Annotated in this window: 17 protein-coding genes and 1 pseudogene; 11 read left to right on the forward strand and 7 right to left on the reverse strand. The window is 71.0% G+C overall.

The genetic code is table 11. The annotated features are described in order from the left end of the window. Positions 1-162: 162 nt before the first annotated feature. From GFH49_RS03485 to GFH49_RS41365, 3 genes and pseudogenes are all read right to left on the reverse strand, one after another. Positions 163-2,508: a thiamine pyrophosphate-binding protein gene (locus tag GFH49_RS03485; protein WP_230396137.1), complete on the reverse strand. Its 2,346-nt coding sequence runs from the start codon at positions 2,506-2,508 to the stop codon at positions 163-165. Between the two features lie 31 nt (positions 2,509-2,539). Beyond that, a complete protein-coding gene (locus tag GFH49_RS39820) occupies positions 2,540-3,127 on the reverse strand; it encodes an oxidoreductase C-terminal domain-containing protein (RefSeq protein WP_230396138.1) in 588 nt (195 codons plus the stop codon). Between the two features lie 83 nt (positions 3,128-3,210). Further along, positions 3,211-3,495: pseudogene (locus GFH49_RS41365) on the reverse strand (nuclear transport factor 2 family protein); the annotation flags it as partial. Positions 3,496-3,929: 434 nt separating this feature from the next. Between GFH49_RS41365 and GFH49_RS03490 the strand changes: the two are divergent. Both GFH49_RS03490 and GFH49_RS03495 read left to right on the forward strand, forming a co-directional pair. Then, positions 3,930-4,598, forward strand: a complete 669-nt coding sequence (locus tag GFH49_RS03490; RefSeq protein ID WP_155054245.1) for a TetR/AcrR family transcriptional regulator — start codon at positions 3,930-3,932, stop codon at positions 4,596-4,598. Between the two features lie 288 nt (positions 4,599-4,886). After that, on the forward strand, positions 4,887-5,420 hold the full coding sequence (locus tag GFH49_RS03495; RefSeq protein ID WP_155054246.1) for an ester cyclase: 534 nt from the start codon (positions 4,887-4,889) through the stop codon (positions 5,418-5,420). Positions 5,421-5,853: 433 nt separating this feature from the next. On the opposite strand, the gene GFH49_RS03500 is transcribed toward GFH49_RS03495, so the two are convergent. Together GFH49_RS03500 and GFH49_RS03505 are read right to left on the reverse strand one after the other, a co-directional pair. Beyond that, positions 5,854-6,549 carry a DsbA family oxidoreductase gene (locus tag GFH49_RS03500; RefSeq protein ID WP_155054247.1) on the reverse strand — a complete coding sequence of 232 codons (696 nt, stop codon included), beginning with the start codon at positions 6,547-6,549 and terminating at the stop codon, positions 5,854-5,856. A 58-nt stretch (positions 6,550-6,607) separates the two neighbouring features. Next, positions 6,608-7,648: an LLM class flavin-dependent oxidoreductase gene (locus GFH49_RS03505; RefSeq protein WP_155054314.1), complete on the reverse strand. Its 1,041-nt coding sequence runs from the start codon at positions 7,646-7,648 to the stop codon at positions 6,608-6,610. Between the two features lie 273 nt (positions 7,649-7,921). Between GFH49_RS03505 and GFH49_RS03510 the strand changes: the two genes are divergently transcribed. Continuing rightward, entirely contained in the window at positions 7,922-8,227 is a 306-nt protein-coding gene (locus GFH49_RS03510; protein ID WP_196217834.1) for an ester cyclase, read from the forward strand. Between the two features lie 18 nt (positions 8,228-8,245). On the opposite strand, the gene GFH49_RS03515 is transcribed toward GFH49_RS03510, so the two are convergent. Next, positions 8,246-9,637, reverse strand: a complete 1,392-nt coding sequence (locus GFH49_RS03515) for a glycoside hydrolase family 43 protein (RefSeq protein WP_155054249.1) — start codon at positions 9,635-9,637, stop codon at positions 8,246-8,248. 216 nt (positions 9,638-9,853) lie between these two features. On the opposite strand from GFH49_RS03515, the gene GFH49_RS03520 reads away from it, so the two are divergent. The 4 genes from GFH49_RS03520 to GFH49_RS03535 all read left to right on the forward strand — a co-directional run bounded on the left by GFH49_RS03520 (position 9,854) and on the right by GFH49_RS03535 (position 13,771). Beyond that, positions 9,854-11,278 carry an amidase gene (locus tag GFH49_RS03520; RefSeq protein ID WP_155054250.1) on the forward strand — a complete coding sequence of 475 codons (1,425 nt, stop codon included), beginning with the start codon at positions 9,854-9,856 and terminating at the stop codon, positions 11,276-11,278. Positions 11,279-11,420: 142 nt separating this feature from the next. Then, positions 11,421-11,639 carry an NfeD C-terminal domain-containing protein gene (locus GFH49_RS03525; protein ID WP_216869437.1) on the forward strand — a complete coding sequence of 73 codons (219 nt, stop codon included), beginning with the start codon at positions 11,421-11,423 and terminating at the stop codon, positions 11,637-11,639. Positions 11,640-11,799: 160 nt separating this feature from the next. Next, entirely contained in the window at positions 11,800-13,194 is a 1,395-nt protein-coding gene (locus GFH49_RS03530; RefSeq protein ID WP_155054251.1) for a flotillin family protein, read from the forward strand. A 130-nt stretch (positions 13,195-13,324) separates the two neighbouring features. Continuing rightward, positions 13,325-13,771 carry a type II toxin-antitoxin system PemK/MazF family toxin gene (locus tag GFH49_RS03535; protein WP_155054252.1) on the forward strand — a complete coding sequence of 149 codons (447 nt, stop codon included), beginning with the start codon at positions 13,325-13,327 and terminating at the stop codon, positions 13,769-13,771. 72 nt (positions 13,772-13,843) lie between these two features. Here GFH49_RS03535 and GFH49_RS03540 read toward each other — a convergent pair whose 3' ends face one another. Beyond that, positions 13,844-14,647, reverse strand: a complete 804-nt coding sequence (locus GFH49_RS03540; RefSeq protein ID WP_196217835.1) for a TIGR02452 family protein — start codon at positions 14,645-14,647, stop codon at positions 13,844-13,846. 279 nt (positions 14,648-14,926) lie between these two features. Here GFH49_RS03540 and egtA point away from each other — a divergent pair, with 279 nt between their 5' ends. The 4 genes from egtA to egtD are packed head-to-tail and all read left to right on the forward strand — an operon-like array spanning position 14,927 to position 19,291. Continuing rightward, positions 14,927-16,240 (forward strand): ergothioneine biosynthesis glutamate--cysteine ligase EgtA, encoded by a 1,314-nt coding sequence (egtA, locus tag GFH49_RS03545; RefSeq protein WP_155054254.1) that lies wholly within the window; start codon positions 14,927-14,929, stop codon positions 16,238-16,240. Then, a complete protein-coding gene (gene egtB / locus GFH49_RS03550; RefSeq protein WP_155054255.1) occupies positions 16,237-17,547 on the forward strand; it encodes an ergothioneine biosynthesis protein EgtB in 1,311 nt (436 codons plus the stop codon). Before egtA ends, egtB begins: the two co-directional genes overlap by 4 nt. Then, positions 17,547-18,332 (forward strand): ergothioneine biosynthesis protein EgtC, encoded by a 786-nt coding sequence (gene egtC, locus GFH49_RS03555; protein WP_155054256.1) that lies wholly within the window; start codon positions 17,547-17,549, stop codon positions 18,330-18,332. The genes egtB and egtC overlap by 1 nt, the downstream gene beginning before the upstream one ends. After that, on the forward strand, positions 18,329-19,291 hold the full coding sequence (egtD, locus tag GFH49_RS03560) for an L-histidine N(alpha)-methyltransferase (protein ID WP_155054257.1): 963 nt from the start codon (positions 18,329-18,331) through the stop codon (positions 19,289-19,291). The genes egtC and egtD overlap by 4 nt, the downstream gene beginning before the upstream one ends. Positions 19,292-19,293: the final 2 nt, after the last annotated feature.

A 19,293-nucleotide genomic window follows, 5' to 3' on the forward strand; every position in this document is an offset into this window, starting at 1 on the left:
TCAATAATTCTTCGCACACATAATGCAACATGGTGGCGGCGTGGGTGCGCGGCGTGGGTGCCCGGTTGAGGTGTGTGCGGACATGGAACCGCCGGCCGACTGTCGGGCAGGACAGGGTTCGGCCGGCGGTTGTCCGTTGGACCGGGCTGGTACTGCGGCGGCTCAGTCGACGAGGTCGAGGGCGGCTCCGACCACGCTGTCGGCGTCGATCCGGTGGTACCGGTACACGTCGTCCAGCGCTCCCGACTGGCCGAACCGGCTCACGCCGAGCGTGGTGACCGGAACGTTGTTCACCGTGCCCAGGAAGGCCAGGGTGTGCGGATGGCCGTCGAGCAGCGTGACGAGGGGAGTGGCGCGCTCGGCCGGGAAGGCCTGGTCGAGGATCCAGGTGGGGGCGTCCTCCTGGCCCCGCCGGGCCTGCAGGGCCCGGAAGAGGAGGTCGGGGCTGGTGACGCACACCACGTCGGCCGGCCGGCCGAGGGCCGCGAGGCGGTCGGCCGCGGCCAGGGCCTCGGTGACCAGGGCGCCCACCACGGCGATGGTGACCACGGGAGCGTCGGCGCGGCGCAGGGGGTAGGCCCCGGCGACCGTCTGGCGGCGCCGCCGCTCCCGTGCGGCCGGGTCGGTGGGTACGCCGGCAAGGCTCTGGTCCACCGGCCGGGTGGACAGCCGCAGATAGGCCGAACTGCCGTCCGGTCTACCGAGGTTGCCCAGCGCCTGGAGCAGACACCATTCCGTGTCGATACCGAACGCCGGCTCGTAGGTCACGCAATCCGGCTGCTCGATCCCCAGCGACGGCGTGGTGATCGACTGGTGCGCGCCGCCCTCCGAGGCGAGGGTGACGCCCGAGGGTGTGCCGACCAGGATGGACTGGCCGCCCGCGTAGACGCCGAACGACCAGGGCTCCAGGGCCCGGTTGACGAACGGGTCGTAGACCACGCCGATCGGCAGCAGCGGCTGCTGCCAACGGCTCCAGGTGGCGCCCAGCTCGCCGAGCAGCCCGACCAGGTTCGTCTCGGCGATGCCCAGCTCCACATGCTGGCCGGAAGGTTTCTCACGCCAGTGCAGGATCGTCTCTGCATCGTCGGCGAACCAGTTGGTGCGCTCGGTCGGCGACCAGACACCCACCTTGTTCAGCCAGCCGCCCAGGTTCGTGGACGAACTGACGTCGGGGCTGACCGTGACGATCCTGCCGGCGACCTCCGGAGCCTTGCGCGTCAGGTCCAGCAGCACCCGGCCGAGCGCCTGTTGGGTGTTGCCGGTGCCGCCGGGGGCGGGCCTGCCGAGGTCGGCGGGGACCTGGGCGGGCGGCAGCGGGGCCTGCTGCGGCCGACGCAGTCGCTCCGCCGCCGCCGCGCACAGGTCCGCCTCCGGGCTGCCCTCGGTGAAGCCCGCCCAGGGGTCGGCGGGGTCCACGCCGACGCGGGCCGCCAGCTCCGCCACTTGATCGCCGGTCAGAAGAGAGGAGTGGTTCTGCGGGTGGCCCTCGGTCGACAGACCGCGGCCCTTCACGGTGTACGCGAAGATCACCGTCGGGCGGGTGTCGTCGATCTCCTCGTACGCCCCCAGCAGGGCACCGAGGTCATGGCCGCCGAGGTTGCGCACCGCGCTGTGCAGGGTGTCGTCGTCCAGCTGGGAGACCAGCCCGGCGATGGCCGCCGACGAGGTCCCGGCACCGGGCAGCCGTTCGCGCAGCTGCTCGGGGGTACAACGCAGCAGCCGCTGGTATTCGGGGTTCTCCATGGTGTCGAGGCGCAGTCGCAGCTCTGCGCCTCCGGGCCGGGCGAACAACTCCTCAAGAAGGTGGCCGTACTTGAGGGTGAGCACCTGCCAGCCGGCCGCGGCGAACATGCCGCGCAGGCGTTCCGCCGCCGCCCCGGGCACCACCCGGTCCAGTGACTGGCGGTTGAGGTCGACGACCCACACGATCTCACCGAGGCCCGCCACCATGGGATCCTGCACGGCCTCCCAGATGGCCCCCTCGTCCAGCTCCGCGTCCCCCAGCAGCGAGTACTGGCGACCGCTGCCCGCGCCGCCGAACCGGCCGTCGACATAGCGCCGGGCTATGGCACCCCAGACGGGTGCCGTCGCCCCTATGCCCACCGATCCGGTGGAGTAGTCGACCGGATCCGGGTCCTTCGAACGGCTCGGGTAACTCTGCAGGCCACCGAAGGACCGCAACTGTGTGAGGTACTCCCGGTCCAGCTCGCCGAGCAGGTAGTTGATGGCGTGCAGGACGGGGGATGCGTGCGGTTTGACCGACACCCGATCGTTTTGGGTGAGTTCGTGGAAGTACAGCGCGGTCATGATGGAGGCCATCGACGCGCTCGACGCCTGATGGCCGCCGACCTTCAACCCGGTCGGGTTGGGCCGTACCCGGTTCGCGTGGTCGATGATTGCGGTCGAGAGCCACAGCACGCGTTTCTCGACACTGTGGAGCGTGCGCAGCAGCTCCTCACGGGAGTCGTCCCGTGCGACCGGAACTGCTGAAGCGGTGCTAGTGACCATGGATCGCCTTTCTCGGTGGACGGGTGTGCGGTCACCCGTCCCGGCCGACAGCCTCGTCCCAGGAGGTGTGTGCGGTGACCAGGCGCCGGGCCTGGTTGAACCGACGGCGGTCGCAGCCGAACCCGACCGCGCCGACGACCTTCTCGCCATCGCCGCGCAGGGCCAGATACGAACCTTCGCCGGAGCCTCCGCTGAGGAAGTGGATGTCCGGCGCGTGTGCCGTTCCGGCCAGTTGGAGGCGTTCGCCGAACTGGTCCGACCACACATAGGGAACCCCGGCGTACGGTTCCGCGGTCTCGGGGTCGAGGAGGTTGTGTGCTGCAAGTATCGCCTGTTCGCGGGCATTGGTCCAGTGTTCGACCCGGACGGTCTCCCCGGTTCCGCTCCGTGGCCGGCGGGCCACGTCGCCCACGGCGTAGACCCCGGGGGCGGAGGTACGCAGGGTGGCGTCGGTGAGGATGCCGTCCTCGACGTACAGACCGGAGTCGGCGAGCCACCCGGTGGCGGCACCGCTCCGACCCCCACGACGACGAGGTCGGCGTCGAGTACCCGGCCGTCGCTGAGTTCGACTTTGTCGACCCGGCCGGAACCGAGGAGCCGTGCCACTCCGACGCCACACGTCACCTGGACGTCGTCGGCCTGGTGGAGACGGACCACAGGGGCCGCCAGTTCGGCGGGCAGCGCCCGCTGGAGCGGGTACGGACGGCCGGGCTGCGGACTCTCGAAGTGCAGGACCAGTCGGTCGCCTTCGGTGAGGAGGTGAACGGAGGTGAGCGCGGCGTCGGGGAACGCGGCGAAGAACCCACTGATGAGCGCCCGGTACTCCGCGATCCCTGCCTCGCCCTCCGGTCCGTGCATGACGAAGCTCGGCGCATGCAGGGCTACCAGGCCGTCCACGTCGTGGGCGTTGGCGAGACGGAGGTACTCATCGGCGAAACGGTGCAGCGCCTCGCTCGTGGTCGACGTGGCTGCGGTGAGGTCGGACATGACCGACTCCTTTGGTCAGGGGAATGAGCGACGCATGTGGTGCGCCGGTTGCCATCGGCTATAACCTCGCTAACTGGCGCAGTAATTCCAGTTATGCCGGCAAGGTCCGTAGTGACGGGGGGCTTGTGTCGACATCGATGCTGGTTGAGCTCTTGCGGGGCGCTGACCCATAAGTGGAGAGCGCGCAACGATTCAGTGAATCTCTCCCGTTCGTCGGTGGCGGTGCCGGCTCGACGATGGCACCGTGAACGTGGCCCATTACCCGACGAACATGGCCCACCACCCGACCCTGGCCACGGCCGTTGAGCACGCTCGCGCGGCCGGCCGGAGGCAGGTCCCGGTGGCGGCGCGGGTACCTTTGCCCGGCCCTCGCGTGACCGACACCGGCTCTAGTTGGCGCAATCACCCCAGTTCTGACTCGGTACGATCAGTGCATGGGTGATGCGGGAGTGGACCGGCAGTTGCGGGCGGATGCCGAGCGGAACCGGCGTCGCATCCTCGATGCGGCCCGGGAGATCTTCGCCGACCAAGGGCTGGACGTGTCGATGCGCCAGGTCGCCCGGCACGCCAAAGTGGGGGAGCCTACCCTGCGTCGCCGGTTCCCCTCGAAGGCCGATCTCGTGGCCGAGGTGTTCAAGGACAAGGTCGTCTTCTACGCCGACGCGGCCGAGGAGGCCCTGGCGGACCCGGACCCCTGGCACGGCTTCACCACGTTCGTGGGACGCCTGGCCTGCATGCAACTCGGCGACCGAGGCTTCACCGAGGTCCTGACGATGACCTTCCCCAGCTCCATGCGGATCGAGAAGGACCGCCGCCGCGCCTACGAGAAGATCAGCATGATGATCGCCCGCGCCCAGGCCGCCGGAACCCTGCGCGAGGACTTCGTGCCCGAGGACATGATCCTGCTGCTCGTGTCGCACGCGGGCATCGTGGCGGCCACCGGCGACATCGCGGAGAAGTTCTCCGCCCGGCTCGTCGCCTACCTGTTGCAGGCCTTCGCCGCGCCGGGCGCCGGCCCCCTGCCCGCACCGCCGTCCATGACCGAGACCTACCGGGCCCTGCTGCGCCTGCATGACGGCGATCAGCACGCCGTGCCCTCCTGACCTCAAGGGGGGCGTGGCACGGACCGGCCGCGCGGCAGCCGCCGGCCGCCGGTTCGAGGCGGCTGGCCGGCCTGGTGGCACCGTCCGGACGCCGACGGCACCAGGACCCTGGCCGGATTCCTGGCCGGATTCCCGTCGTCCGCCCGCAGGGCGGCTCTGGGGCACGTCCATGGGGAGAAGCGAGTCGGCCGACGCATCACATTCCACGAGCGGGAACCGCTCAAGACCTTCGTGCGCTACGGTAATGGACGCGGGTGCGTCAGTTGATTCCGTCATCAGGAGCACATCATGATCAGTCGTAGATCGCTCTTCGGCACCGGTGCCGGCCTCGGTGCCGCCTCGATCGCCGGGGTCGCCGCAGCCGGCGCCGCGCACGCGGACACGGCCCCCTCGCAAGGCTCCACGTCCTCGACCGGGTCTCCCAAGAGTGTCGCCCGGGCGTTCTACGAGAGCTACAACCAGAGGGATCTGGACGCGAGCTTCGCGAGGTACATCGCCCCGGATGCGGTCACGCACGCGATGGACGACGCCTTCACGATCGCGGACTGGCTCGCCTTCGACAAGACGATGGTCGTCGCCTTCGACGACCTCTCCATGGTCGTGCTGGACCAGATCGCCGAGGGGCGCAAGGTCGCCACCCGCTTCACTCTCGGCGGGACGCAGACCGGTGAGTTCGCCGGCATTCCGGCCTCGGGGAACGTCGCCTTCCTGTCCGCGACCGCCGTCGACCGGGTCGAGGACGGTCAGATCGTGGAGCACTGGGTGGACCTCGACTTCCAGGCATTCCTCCAGAAGTTGTCCGCAGCCCCCGCCGCAGAGTGACAACACGCCGGCTGGTCCCGGGGTGATGAACGGGCCTGGCGGCGCTGGTGAATCCGCGCGCCCGCGTTCCGCCGAATCCGTCCGCGGAACGCGCGCGAGGAGTTCCGGCGTCGCCTGACGGGCAGGGAAGCCGACCGTCAGATGCACCCGCGAAAACATCGGCTCATCTTGGGTGAGGCCCGCCTCCCCCCTTGGTCGATCGCCGTCGAGCGAGGACACACGTCGTGCGCCCACGGCCCGTGCACCAGCCTGGTCGACGTACATCCGTACCCGCCGGTCTTCCACCCGACCACGGCCTGGACGCCGACAGTGCCGGTAGCCGACGGCGATGCGACCACCCAAAGCCCGCCTGTCCATGCGATGTCGGCTCTGTCGACGCGCTCGGCGATGAGGGCGTCGACAGAGCCGGCGGAACGCCTCGGTGCGTCGTCGCTCAGAGGCCGGCTGGACTCTCGGACGCGGCGAACTTACCCGTCCACGCGGTCTCCAGCGCCGTCAGGAACGTCTCGATCGGCTGAGCGCCGGACACGGCGTACTTGGCGTCGAAGACGAAGAACGGCACGCCGCTGATGCCGAGTTCCCGGGCCTGTCGTACGTCGGCTTCGAAGTCGGCGCCGAACGCGCCACGGTGGAGCGCCTCGCGTGCGGCGTCCTTGTCGAGGCCGGTCTCGGCGGCCAGGCCGGCGAGGACGTCGTGGTCGCCGACGTTGAGCCCGTCGGTGAAGTAGGCGCGGAACAGCCGCTGGACCATGTCGTGCTGGCGGCCCTGGCTCCGGGCGAAGTGGATCAGCCGGTGGGCGGCCCGGGTGTTGGTCGCGATCGCGTCGTCCATGTGGAAGTCCAGCCCGATCTGGGCGGCCCGGGCGGCGACCTGGGCGTTCATCGCCCGCGCCTGGGCCCTGGGAAAGCCGCGCTCCTTCTCCAGGAGTTCGTCGAGGTCGACGGCGTGGTCGGCGGGCAGGTGCGGCATCAACTGGAAGCTGTGGTAACGGATCTCCACATCGGAGCGGTGGGTGAACTTCTCCACGGCCTGCGCGAACACGGTGTCGCCGATGTAGCAGAACGGGCACATGACATCGCTCCACACGTCGACGACGAGCCGGTTCTGCGGGTGATCGAACACGTTCATCGAACCACCTTTCTCTTCTCGTCCGGAGGCCTCGGGCAGGAACTCATGGCAGCCCCGCTCACCCGACGGCCTCGGCGCTCTCGCGGCGGACGGCCTCCGCACGGACGACGGGAGCGACCTCGGTGCCCAGCAGTTCGATGGCACGCATCACGTCACGGTGCCCCACGGTGCCGACGGCGAGTTGCACCATGGCCCGCTGGTGGCCCAGCACCTCGTGCTGGTGGAGCAGCTTCTCCGCGACCTGAGCGGGCGAGCCCACCGCGTACATGCTTCCCGGACCGTTCTTGGCCGCGATGTCGGCCACACCGAGCGGGGGCACGCCGCGCTCGGCGCCGATCGTGTTGAACAGGGCGGCGTCGGCGGGGAAGTAGATGTCGCCGGCCTTCTGGGAGGTGTCGGCGACGAAGCCGTGCAGGGTGACGGCCATCGGCTGGGCCGGCTGTTCGTAGTGCGCCAGGGCCTCGCGGTAGAGCTCGGCCATGGGCGCGAAATGGGTGGCCGTGCCGCCGATCGTGCCGAGGGCCAGCGGCAGGCCGAGGGACGCGGCGCGGACGACGGAGTTCGGGCTGCCGCCGACCCCCACCCACACCGGAAGCCGGTCCTGCACCGGCCGCGGCAGGATCAGTTCATTGTGCAACGGCGGCCGGAACCGCCCCGAGAAGGTGACCGGCTCCGGCTCACGCAGGTCCAGCAGCAGGCGCAGCTTCTCGTCGAAGAGGGCGTCGTAGTCGCCCGCGTCATGCCCGAACAGGCGGAACGAGTCGAGCAGCGCTCCTCGGCCCACCATGATCTCCGCCCGCCCTCGGGAGGCCAGGTCCACGGCCGTGAACTGCTCGAACACCCGCACAGGATCGTCCGAGCCGAGCACCGTCACCGCGCTGGTGAGCCGGATCCGTGACGTCCGGGCCGCGGCGGCCCCGAGCAGGACCGCCGGTGCCGGCACGCCGAACCCGGGCCGGTGGTGCTCCCCGAGTCCGAACACATCCAGCCCGACCTCGTCGGCGAGGGCGATCTCCTCCAGCAGTTCCGGAATCCGCTGGGCCGGACTCACGCCGCCACCGATGCCTACGTCGACGAACGTGAACGCGCCGATTTCCATGGTCACAACCTCTCTCTGCTTGCACAAGTCAACCAAAGAACTGGCGCATGTATTCCGATTTAGTCGATCTCCTGGTGACTGGCCGTCCCGGGAGACCAGATAGGCGACCGCCCCGGCGACGTCCTCGGGCCGGCGGACCCGGGCGTCGCAGGAGCGCGCCTCTTCCCGCCCGCTCGGCATGTCGTCGGGCAACGGTCCTCAATCGCAGGGACACGGCCCGGCTCGCCGATGTCCTCGCGGACGACAGCGTCGTCAGCTACGGGCGCGGGAGGGATGGAGGACGCGCGGGGTCCCCAGGCGGTCGGGCAGCTGCTCGAACTGTTCCTCGCGGGGTTCCCCGACCTTGAGGTCTCGATCGAGGAGCTGCTCGACATGGAGGGCGGTCGGGTCGTCGGCCGCTTCATCAGCCGCGGAACTCACACCGGCGAGTTCATGGGGATCGCTCCCACCGGGAGGACCATCGAAGTGAACGGCATCGGCATGTACACCTTCTCCGACGGCAAGGTCGCCAGGGAATGGGTCATGGACGATCTGCTGGGGCTGCTCCAGCAGCTCGGCGCGGTGCCGTCGGCCGCCTGACGGCGGAGCCGCGTCAGGTCAGCCCCAAGCCGTCACCGGTACGAAGGAGCTGTCGCTCCGGAAGAGATCCGTGCCGTCCGTGCGTTCCACGCGGAGCTGGTAGCCGTAGTGGCGCAGGTAGTGGCCCGGGTAGTTGTACGACTCGAAGCGCAGGGCGCCGCTGCTGGTGCCGGTGCGGGCGACGAAGGTGGCGTCCTGGGCGAAGGTGGTCGTGCCGTCACCGGCGTCGAAGCGGGCGCGGAAGTCGTAGTGGCGCAGGTAGTTGCCGGACGCGTCGCGGAAGGAGTAGCCGTTCGCGTCGGCCAGGCCGGCGACGACCGAGAAGGTGGCGGCCTGCTTCTCCGCGGTCGTGCTGGAGCCGCTGACCACGGGGAGGTTGAGCAGGGAGGACTGGGTCTGCCAGTAGCGGGTGGGGTAGTTGGCGGACTGGAAGGAGCGGGTGACGCCCTTGGCCAGGGTGGGGCCGCCGGAGACCGTCTCCTTGATCACCGTGAAGTGGCGGGCCGTTCCGGATACGGCGGGGAGTGCGGCCGGCGCGGACCAGCTGGCGAAGGTGTCGTAGCTGTCGCTGCAGTAGTACGTGCCGTCGCCGTAGCCGTCGAAGAAGAGGCGCCAGCCGCCGTTGTCGAGTTGCACCAGCGCCGGGCCCTCGCGATAGCTGCCCCAGCCTGCCCAGTTGCCGGTCCGGCTGATGGTGTAGGGGCCGGTGAGGCTCGACGCGGTGCCGTACTCGATGTACTTCGTCGTCTCGTTCTTCGTGAAGGCGTGGTAGGTCGAGCCGATCCTCACGATGAACGTGTCGATGTGGTTGGCGCCGATGCCCGACAGGGCCACCGGTGAACTCCATGCCGTGAGAGCGGAGTTGGTGGCCCTCAGCAGGTAAGGCGTGAAGATCCACTCGTCGTCGGCCGTCGAGCAGGAGACGATCACGTTCACGCTGCCGTCGCTGTCGACGAACCACTCCGGCGCCCAGGCGCGGGAGAGGTTGGCGATCGGGACCGTGTAGTCGTACAGGAAGGTCCAGTTGACGCGGTCCGAGCTGCGGGCGAAGCCGATGGTGGTGCTGGTGTCCTGCCAGGTGTGTGTGGTGTAGGTGATGTAGTAGTAACCGTTTGTGTGCTTGAAGATGCTCGCGTCACGGATGCGGTTGCTGGGCGGCGTGTAGGCGGATGCCTGGACCAGGCGGAAGTCGGTCGCGTCGTCCGACGTGTAGACGTTCACCGTGCCGTCGTCGCTGTTGAGGAACGGCACGATCGTGTAGCGGGTGGCCGAGCCGCTCGGCGGTGCGGCGGCCACGGCCGTGCCGAGCAGGCCGGGCACTTCGCCGAGCACGAGTGCGGTGGCGGGCAGGGCGGCCATCGCGCGCAGCAGGGTGCGTCGGGACGGCGTGGGGGGACGTGTGGTGGTCATGTGCGGCTCTCCCTCCGACAGGGATGTACGACATGCCGAACAAAGTTCGGAAAGTCGGTCAGAAGGTAAGGGCGAGGTGTAGGGCCGTCAATGCTTTGGACGCGACCAGGTGAGGCCTGTGTGAAGTCCGGGAAGCGGCTGTCAGGCCAGGGGCGTTCCGTCAGCGCCCCGCGGACGTTACCGTTCGGTAGACAATGTGCTTCGGAGGTGTCCCCCATGACGCTCGACCGTGCCGCAGGCCTCGCGGAGTCCGCCCGTGCGCTGGCCGCCGGGGAGGTGACGTCCCGGGCCATGGTGACCGAGGCCCTGGCCCGGATCGGGGCGAGCCAGGGATCGCTGAACGCCTTTCGGATCGTACGGGCCGAGGCCGCGCTCGCGGAGGCGGACGCGGCCGACCGGGAACTGGCCTCCGGTGGGCGCCGGCCGCTGCTCGGAGTGCCGGTGGCCGTCAAGGACGACATGGACGTGGCCGGGGAACCTACCGCGTTCGGATGTCCGGGCGAGTTCCCGCCCGTCGCCGAGGACGGTGAGGCGGTACGGCGGCTGCGCGCGGCCGGGGCCGTGATCGTCGGCAAGACCAACACCTGCGAACTGGGGCAGTGGCCGTTCACCGAGGGGCCGTCCTTCGGCGCGACCCGCAACCCCTGGCACCCGGAGCACACCCCGGGCGGCTCGTCCGGCGGTTCCGCGGCCGCGGTCGCCGCCGGCCTGGTGCCCGCCGCGCTCGGTTCGGACGGCGCCGGTTCGGTGCGGATCCCGGCCTCCTGGACCCATCTGATCGGCATCAAGCCACAGCGCGGGCGCATCTCCACCTGGCCGCTCGGCGAGTCCTTCCAGGGCATCACCGTCAACGGCCCCCTCGCCCGCACGGTCGCCGACGCCGCCCTGCTCCTCGACGCGGCCAGCGGCAACCACGCACAGGACCCGCACCGGCCGCCCGCCCTGAACATGTCCGAGGCGGTGGGCCGCGACCCCGGACGGCTGCGTATCGCGCTCTCCCTGAAGCCGCCGTTCACCGCCCTGCCCGCACGGCTCCTGCCGGAGGTGCGGGCCCGGGTCGTCGAACTCGCCGAGAGACTCGGCCGGTTGGGGCACACCGTCGAGGAGGCCCACCCGCCGTACGGCCAGATCGGCCTGGCCTTCCTCCCCCGCGCGACCGCAGGGATCGCCGAGCGCGTCCGCGACGTGCCCTTCCCCGACCTCCTCGACCGGCGCACCCGGGACGCCGCGCGGCTCGGCAGGCTGCTGGGCGGGCCCCCGCTGCGTGCCGCGCGGCGGGCCGAGGCAGTCCTGCACCGCCGTATCGGCGGGTTCTTCGAGTCGTACGACGTGATCCTCGCGCCCACGACGGCCGCTCCCCCGCCGCGCATCGGCTCGATGCTGAACCTCGGCGGCCTGGCCACCGACCGCGCGATGATCGCCGCCTGCCCGTACGCCTGGCCGTGGAACGTGCTGGGCTGGCCCGGGGTCAGCGTCCCGGCGGGGTTCGTGGCCGGCGGGCTGCCGGTGGGCGCGCAGGTGCTCGGCCCGGCGAACAGTGAACCCCTTCTGCTGTCGCTGGCCGCGCAGTTGGAGGCGGACCAGCGCTGGCACGAGCTGTGGCCGCCGGACCAGGAGACCGCGGACGCGCCCGCCGCGTGAGCGGGTTCGCGTGAGCGGGTTCGCGTGAGCGGGTTCGCGTGAGCGGGTTCGCGTGAGCGGGTTCGCGTCCCGGCGCGTGAGCGGATCCGGTGCGGCCTTGTGAGCGGGTTCGGGGCCGGGATGTGACCCGTACGCTGTGACCATGGACGAAGCGTCGATGGTCGGGCTGATGGGACGGGTGACCGGTGCGGTCGGTCCCGGGCTCGTCGGCGAGGTGATCGTCCGGGTGCGGGGCGGCGCCGAGCACTTTCTCGCGTACCCCGCCTCCGCGAAGGACCGGATCGAGCCGGGGACGCTCGTGATGGTGATCGAGTATCTGCCGCCGCGCACCGTCTATGTGTCGGCGGCGTACGACAGTTGACGGTCCGTCGGGTAATTCGATCGCCGTGCGTCGGCCTTCCGCCACCGGTTGGCATCAGGACTGCAACAACGGTCCCCCGGTATCTGTACCACCGCCGGACCGCGCGGGAAACTCCCGACGTTCGGTGCCGAAAGGGCACCTGTCCAAGGGGGGTGTGCCGATGTCCATCGGCGTCATCGCGGCAGCGACCGCAGCGGTCGCTCTGGTACTGATCGCTCTGTTCAAACTGATGTGGCGCGTGGCCGAACCGAACGAGGCCCTGATCATCTCGGGCTCCAAGCACAAGATGGAGGGCCTGACGGAGGGCATGAACTTCCGTATCGTCACCGGGCGCGGCACCCTCGTGCTGCCCGGTATGCAGGCGGTGCGCAAACTGTCCCTCGATCTGAACCAGACCGAACTGGCCGTGGAGTGCGTGACCTTCCAGGGCATTCCGCTGAAGATCCGGGGCGTGGTCATCTTCAAGGTGGGCGACGACTTCGTGTCCATCGCGAACGCGGCCCGCCGCTTCCTGGGCCAGCAGAAGCGGGTCTCGGAGCGGGTGCACAATGTGTTCGCCGGTCATCTCCGGTCCATCGTGGGCGGGTTGACGGTCGAGGACATGATCCGGGACCGCGAGAAGCTGACCGGCCAGACCCGGGCGGCGTGCGGTACGGAGATGGAGAAACTGGGGCTGATCGTCGACTCGTTGCAGATCCACGAGATCGAGGACCCGACCGGCTACATCAAGAACCTGGCCATGCCGCACGCGGCGGCCGTCCAGCGGGACGCCCGGATCGCCCAGGCCGAGGCCAACCGTCTCGCCACCGAGGCCGAGCAGCAGGCCGCCGCGCGCATGGCGGAGGCCACCCGGGACAGCGAGATCCTCCAGGCCGGCTACCAGGCCGAGCGGGACGACGCCTCGGCGCGCGCCAAGCAGGCCGGTCCGCTCGCCGAGGCCGCCGCCCGGCAGGAGGTCGTCGTCCAGGAGACCCGGGTCGCGGAGTTGAAGGCGGCCCGGCGCGAGCAACAGCTCCAGGCTGACGTCCGCAAGCCGGCCGACGCCAAGGCCTACGAGAAACGGACACTCGCCGAGGCCGAGCGCGACGCCCGTATCTCCGCGGCGCAGGCCAAGGCCAAGGAGACCGAGCTCGCGGCCGCGGCCGAGGCAACCGCGACGCAGGTCACCGGTGAGGCCGAGGCCGCCGCCCGGCAGGCCAAGGGGCTCGCCGTCGCCGAGGCGGCGCGGGCGAAGGCGCTCGCGGAGGCCGAGGGAATCAAGGCACGGAGCGCTGCGCTGGCGGAGAACCAGGAGGCGGTGATCGCGCAGCAACTGGCCGAACGGTGGCCGGAGATCGTGGAGGCCGGGGCGTCCGCGTTCGGCAACGTCGACAACATGGTTCTGCTCAACGGGGCGGACGGGATGGCGGACATGTTCGCCAAGGCGCTCACGATGGGTGGGACCGGGTTGGGGCTGGCTCGGCAGCTGCTGTCGTCCATGAACGGGGCGCCCGTGCCTGCCGACGGCTCGGCCGGGGTCAATGGGATGCCTGGTGACAAGGTCGCTGTGGAATAGGTGCAGGCCGACAAGGAGTCGTAGCGCCATGGCTTCGGCTGTGGCGGCCAACTGCGGGTGGTACGTGGTTGATCGCGCGGTACCCCGGGCCCCCTGACGGGGGCGCGGGTCGCGGCACTAGCGTGAGGGCGTGACTTCCTTTGCCGAGCAGGATGTGCCGGGGCGCTACGGGCCCACCGCCACCACTGAAGCCGAGCCGGGTGATGTCGGGCGGGTGCGCACCGAGTACTCGCCCGCGCACGACGGCGACCCCGATCCCGGGGAGATCGTGTGGACGTGGGTGCCTTTCGAAGAGAACGACGGGCGGGGCAAGGACCGTCCGGTACTGGTGGTGGCGCGCGAGGCCGGCGGCACCTTTCTCGCGGTGCAGTTGTCGAGCAAACGGCATGACGGGCACCGCGAGTGGGTGCCGATCGGGAACGGGCCGTGGGACACGTCGGGGCGCGACTCGTGGGTCGATGTCGACCGGGTGCTGCGGCTGCACGAGGAGGGCATGCGCCGGGAGGCGTGCGCACTGGACCGGATGCGGTTCAACTCCGTCGTGCACCGGCTGCGGTTGCGGTACGGCTGGACGTGATGCAGCATGCCGCGGGCCGTCTGTGGCGGGTCGCTTCCGCTCGCTCGGCTGCTCCGTGCCCCTACGGGACACTCAGGCGAAGGCCCGCTCGAACGCGCCGCGGACCGTCGCATGCGTCGCCCGGTCCAGTACCGCGAAGGTGACGCGTTCGAACCGGCCCTTGAACCGTCCGTCGACCAGCAGCCCCCGAAACGCCCCCGCCACCTGCGCCGGATCGTTGCGGAACACGCCGCAGCCCCAGGCGCCCAGCACCAGCCGCCGGTAGCCGTTGGCCACGGCCGTCTCCAGCACCCGCTCGGCCCGGACCGCCAGGGCCCGCGGCAGCTCCCCCGCGCGCTCCGGCGCCGTACGCAGGACCACACCGGCATTGGGCGCCGCGGCCGTCAGGAAACCGGCGGTGTACGGCTCGTCCAGCAGACGGCCGTCGTCGTCGCGGAAGACGGGTACGGCCGGTGAGTGGATGACACGGTCGGTGTAGAACGGGTCGCGGTGGGCGCGGTGGTGGTCGTAGAACTCCCGCACTCCGGACAGGCAGGTGTACAGCGCGGAGGCCCGGCACAGGGCCTCCTCCTGGGCCTGCGCGCCATTGAGGAAGCCGCCGCCGGGGTTTCGGGCGGAGGCGAAGTTCAGGACGGCGACTTCGGGGGCGAGCCGGCGGGCGGCCTCCAGGCTGCTCTCGCCGGTGACCTCGAAGAACGTGTCCACCGAAAGCGGCGGAGCCACCGGCACCGGGTCCGGCCCGTACATCCGCGTGCCGTCCCGCGCGGCCTCGATCGCCGCGGTGAGGGAGATCTCGCTGCCGTCCGCGGCGCGGTACGCGCCCGCCGTCACGATCTGCGCCGTCTCCCGCGCGATGCCACGGAGGCGTGCGCTCATGGCGCCACCCCCGTGGGCGTCATGAGCGCACGCCCCGCGCGCTCCCCCGTCGTGCTCATGCACGCATCGTGAGCGATGCTGGTCATGCGGTGCAACAGGGTTTCCGCCCCCGGAAACGCTCGGACAAGCGCCCGGGACGCGGAGATGACGGGTCCCGGACGTGCCGGTACGCACCCTTGTGCGAAGCGACGCGAGGGTCTTGGGTGGATCGGGTGTGCCACCTCCGGCCCACCCGGAAGCCGGACCGGTGGCATGGTGGAATCTCAGGAGGATCCCGACATGTCCGATTCGGCACATGGCTGTACGAGGCCTCGTACAGCCGTCTCCGAAGCAGAGGTCGAGGCGCTGGTCCGCGGCATCTGCTTCAAGACCGGCCCGCCCCGCAGCCTCGGGGTCGAAGTGGAATGGCTCGTCCACGAGCTGCGGACACCGCAGCTCCCCGTGACACCCGAACGACTCGAAGCGGCCTACGCCGCACTGCGTACCGTGCCCCTGAGGTCGGCGCTCACCGTCGAGCCCGGCGGCCAGCTGGAGCTCAGCTCGCCGCCCGCCGCCTCCCTGACGGAAGTCATCGGTACCGTCTCCGCGGACCTCGACGCCGTCCGCGCGGTGCTCGCCGAGAGCGACCTCGGCCTCGTCGGCGTCGGCCAGGATCCCTGGCACTCGCCCCGCCGGTTCCTCCACGAACCGCGCTACGAAGCCATGGAGACCTATTTCGACCGCACCGGCCCGGCCGGCCGCGCCATGATGTGCACCTCGGCATCGGTGCAGGTCTGCCTGGACGCGGGATACGAGGAGCCCGGTCCGCTCGGGCACGGGCGGCGCTGGTGGCTGGCGCATCAGCTGGGCGCGGTGCTCCTCGCCGCGTTCGCCAACTCCCCGCTCGCCGCACGGCGGTCCACCGGCTGGCGCTCCAGCCGGCAGCTGCAGTGGGTCGAGATCGGCGCGGGCCGCGCGGGGGCGCCCCCGCTGGACGGGGACCCGCGAACCGCCTGGGCCCGGCATGTGCTGGACGCGCCGGTGATGTGCGTACGGCGGGACGGCGGCCCCTGGGACGTCCCGGACGGGCTGACCTTCCGGGAGTGGACCAGATCGGCCGCGCCGCGGCCACCGACCCACGAGGATCTGGACTACCACATCACGACCCTCTTCCCGCCGGTCAGACCGCGTGGCCATCTGGAACTGCGGATGATCGACGCGCAGCCCGGCGACGACGGGTGGATCGTGCCGCTCGCCGTGACGACGGCCCTCTTCGACGACGCGGAGGCCGCCGAGACCGCCTACCGGACCGTGAAACCGCTGGCCGAGCGCGCCCTGGCGCTGCCCGCGCCGCACAATCCGCTCTGGCTCGACGCGGCCCGGCACGGCCTGGCCGACCCCGAGCTGCACGAGGCGGCGGTCGTCTGTTTCACCGCCGCGCTGGACGCCCTGCCCCGGCTCGGCGCCGGCACCGAGGTCACGGACGCCGTCCGGGCGTATCTGGACCGCTATGTCAGCCAGGGCCGCAGTCCCGCCGACGACCTCTTGGACGGGCTGCACGGCACGCCCCCCACCTCACCCGGGCCCGCACACGGGAAGGACATCCGCACATGACCGCCCCCGACGAAGACAAGCTCCGGGAGCAGGCGCTGGCCACCCTCACCACGGCCCGCGACCGCACCACGCTCCTCACCTCCTGTGTCGAGGATCCCGACCTCACCGCGCAGCACTCGCCGCTGATGTCCCCGCTGGTGTGGGACCTCGCCCACATCGGCAACCAGGAGGAGCAGTGGCTGCTGCGGACCGTCGCGGGGCGGGAGGCGATGCGGCCCGAGATCGACGGCCTGTACGACGCCTTCGAGCACCCGCGCGCCGAGCGCCCCTCGCTGCCCCTGCTGCCGCCCGACGAGGCCCGGCGGTATGCGGCTGAGGTGCGCGGGCGGGTCATGGACGTGCTGGAGAGCACCGCCTTCCACGGCACGCGGCTCACGGAGGCCGGGTTCGCCTTCGGCATGATCGCGCAGCACGAACAGCAGCACGACGAGACGATGCTGATCACCCATCAGCTCCGCACTGGCCCGCAGGCGCTCACCGCCCCGGACCCGGAGCCGGCCCCGCTGTTCACCGGTCCGGCCGAAGTCCTCGTCCCCGGCGGCCCGTTCACCATGGGCACCTCCACCGAGCCCTGGGCGCTGGACAACGAACGTCCCGCGCACCGGCGCGAGGTGGCGCCCTTCTACATCGACACGACGCCGGTGACGAACGGCGCCTACCAGGCGTTCATCGAGGACGGCGGCTACGACGACCCGCGCTGGTGGACGCCCGAGGGCTGGGCGCACATCCGCAAGAACTCCGTCTTCGCGCCGCTGTTCTGGCGCCGTGACGGCAAGCAGTGGCTGCGGCGCCGCTTCGGCACGACCGAGGCCGTGCCGCCGGACGAGCCGGTGCTGCACGTGTGCTGGTACGAGGCGGACGCCTACGCCCGCTGGGCCGGGCGGCGGCTGCCCACGGAGGCGGAGTGGGAGAAGGCCGCCCGGCACGACCCGGCCGGCGACCGCTCGATGCGCTACCCGTGGGGCGACGCCGACCCGGGGCCCGAGCGCGCCAACCTCGGCCAGCGGCATCTGCGCCCGGCCCCGGCCGGCAGCTACCCGGCGGGCGAATCGCCGCTGGGCGTACGGCAGTTGATGGGTGACGTGTGGGAGTGGACGGCGAGCGACTTCCTGCCGTACCCGGGGTTCCAGGCGTTCCCGTACAAGGAGTACTCGCAAGTGTTCTTCGGCCCCGAGTACAAGGTGCTGCGCGGCGGCGCGTTCGCCGTGGACGCGGTCGCGTGCCGGGGCACCTTCCGCAACTGGGACTACCCGATCCGGCGGCAGATCTTCTCCGGGTTCCGTACGGCCCGCTCGGGGGATGTCTGATGTGCCGTCATCTGGCCTATGTCGGACCGCTGTCGCCGGTGGGCCGACTCCTGGTGGAGCCGCCGCACGGTATGTTCCGCCAGTCGTGGGCGCCCCGGCGGCAGCGGTACGGCACCGTCAACGCCGATGGTTTCGGCGTCGGCTGGTACGCGGAAGGGGACCCGGTCCCGGCGCGCTACCGCCGGACGGGGCCCATCTGGGCGGACCTGTCCTTCGCGGACCTCGCCCGGGTCGTCCGTACGACGTCTGTGCTGGCCGCGGTCCGGGACGCGACCGAGGCGGGCGCGGACGGGGAGGCGGCGGCGGCGCCGTTCGCCGCGGACCGGTGGCTGTTCAGCCACAACGGCGCCGTCAAGGGCTGGCCCGGCTCGCTCGCCCGGCTCGCCCGGCAACTGCCGGCGGTGGACCTGCTGTCCCTGGAGGCCCGCTGCGACTCGGCACTGGTCTGGGCGCTGGTGCTGAACCGGCTGCGCACCGGGGACGCCGCGGGCCAGGCGCTCGCCGACACGGCCGCGGAGGTCGCCGCGGCGGCCCCCGGCTCCCGGCTCAACCTGCTGCTCACGGACGGCGCGACGATCGCCGCGACGGCCTGGGGCGACACCCTCTGGTACCTCCCGGGCCCCGGCACGGTCGTGGCCTCCGAGCCCTACGACGACGACCCGCACTGGCAGGAGGTCCCCGACCGCACCCTCCTGACCGCGAGCCGCACCGACGTGCTGCTCACCCCGCTCAAGGACCCGAGCGACGACATGGCATCGGCACCCCTGAAGGAGCCCCGTACGTGAGCCCGTTCGTTGTCACCCGCACCCTGCCCGAGGACGCCACCGAGGCCGCCCTGCGCGCCGACGTCCTGCACGGCCTGACCCGCACGCCCAAGACCCTGCCGCCGAAGTGGTTCTACGACGCCCACGGCAGCGAACTCTTCGAGCAGATCACCGAGTTGCCCGAGTACTACCCGACGCGCGCCGAACGGGAGATCCTCATCAGCCGGGCCGATGAGATCGCCGCCGCGACCCATGCCCGCACCCTGGTAGAACTCGGCTCCGGCTCCTCCGAGAAGACCCGCTACCTCATCGACGCGCTCACCGGCCTGCGCACGTACGTCCCGGTCGACGTCAGCGACAGCGCCCTCGCCCAGGCCGGGCACGCCCTCATCGCGGAGCGGCCGGGGCTGAGCGTGCACGCGCTGATCGCCGACTTCACCACGCGGGTGGAGCTGCCGGACACGCCGGGACCCCGGCTGCTGGCCTTCCTCGGCGGCACGATCGGCAATCTGGTCCCGGCGGAACGCGCGGCCTTCTTCGCCTCGGTCCGCGCCCTGCTCTGCCCCGGTGACGCGCTGCTGCTCGGCACGGACCTGGTCAAGGACGAGCGGGTGCTGGTGCGGGCGTACGACGACGCGGCCGGGGTGACGGCCGCGTTCAACAAGAACGTCCTGACCGTCGTCAACCGCGAGCTGGGCGCCGACTTCGACCCCGAGGCGTTCGAGCACGTGGCGCTCTGGGACACCGAGAACGAATGGATCGAGATGCGGCTGCGCTCCCTTCTCACGCAGACCGTGAAGGTGCCCGCACTCGATCTCGCCGTCGATTTCACGGCCGGTGAGGAGCTGCGCACGGAGGTGTCGGCGAAGTTCCGGAAGGAGGGCGTGCGCGCCGAGTTGTCCGCGGCGGGGCTCGATCTGGCCCACTGGTGGACGGACGGCGACGGCCGGTTCGCGCTGTCACTGAGCGTGGTCCGCTGACA

Source organism: Streptomyces blattellae, assembly GCF_009709555.1.
GTDB lineage: Bacteria > Actinomycetota > Actinomycetes > Streptomycetales > Streptomycetaceae > Streptomyces > Streptomyces blattellae.

Coding starts and splice junctions, on each gene's coding strand:
- GFH49_RS03515 (WP_155054249.1), bottom strand. CDS start 9,637: ATGACCACCACACGTCCCCCCACGCCGTCCCGACGCACCCTGCTGCGC.
- GFH49_RS03525 (WP_216869437.1), top strand. CDS start 11,421: ATGGACGAAGCGTCGATGGTCGGGCTGATGGGACGGGTGACCGGTGCG.
- GFH49_RS03530 (WP_155054251.1), top strand. CDS start 11,800: ATGTCCATCGGCGTCATCGCGGCAGCGACCGCAGCGGTCGCTCTGGTA.
- egtA (WP_155054254.1), top strand. CDS start 14,927: ATGTCCGATTCGGCACATGGCTGTACGAGGCCTCGTACAGCCGTCTCC.
- egtB (WP_155054255.1), top strand. CDS start 16,237: ATGACCGCCCCCGACGAAGACAAGCTCCGGGAGCAGGCGCTGGCCACC.
- GFH49_RS03500 (WP_155054247.1), bottom strand. CDS start 6,549: ATGAACGTGTTCGATCACCCGCAGAACCGGCTCGTCGTCGACGTGTGG.
- GFH49_RS03505 (WP_155054314.1), bottom strand. CDS start 7,648: ATGGAAATCGGCGCGTTCACGTTCGTCGACGTAGGCATCGGTGGCGGC.
- GFH49_RS03495 (WP_155054246.1), top strand. CDS start 4,887: ATGATCAGTCGTAGATCGCTCTTCGGCACCGGTGCCGGCCTCGGTGCC.
- GFH49_RS03485 (WP_230396137.1), bottom strand. CDS start 2,508: ATGGTCACTAGCACCGCTTCAGCAGTTCCGGTCGCACGGGACGACTCC.
- GFH49_RS03510 (WP_196217834.1), top strand. CDS start 7,922: ATGGAGGACGCGCGGGGTCCCCAGGCGGTCGGGCAGCTGCTCGAACTG.
- GFH49_RS03520 (WP_155054250.1), top strand. CDS start 9,854: ATGACGCTCGACCGTGCCGCAGGCCTCGCGGAGTCCGCCCGTGCGCTG.
- GFH49_RS03540 (WP_196217835.1), bottom strand. CDS start 14,647: ATGAGCGCACGCCTCCGTGGCATCGCGCGGGAGACGGCGCAGATCGTG.
- egtC (WP_155054256.1), top strand. CDS start 17,547: ATGTGCCGTCATCTGGCCTATGTCGGACCGCTGTCGCCGGTGGGCCGA.
- GFH49_RS03490 (WP_155054245.1), top strand. CDS start 3,930: ATGGGTGATGCGGGAGTGGACCGGCAGTTGCGGGCGGATGCCGAGCGG.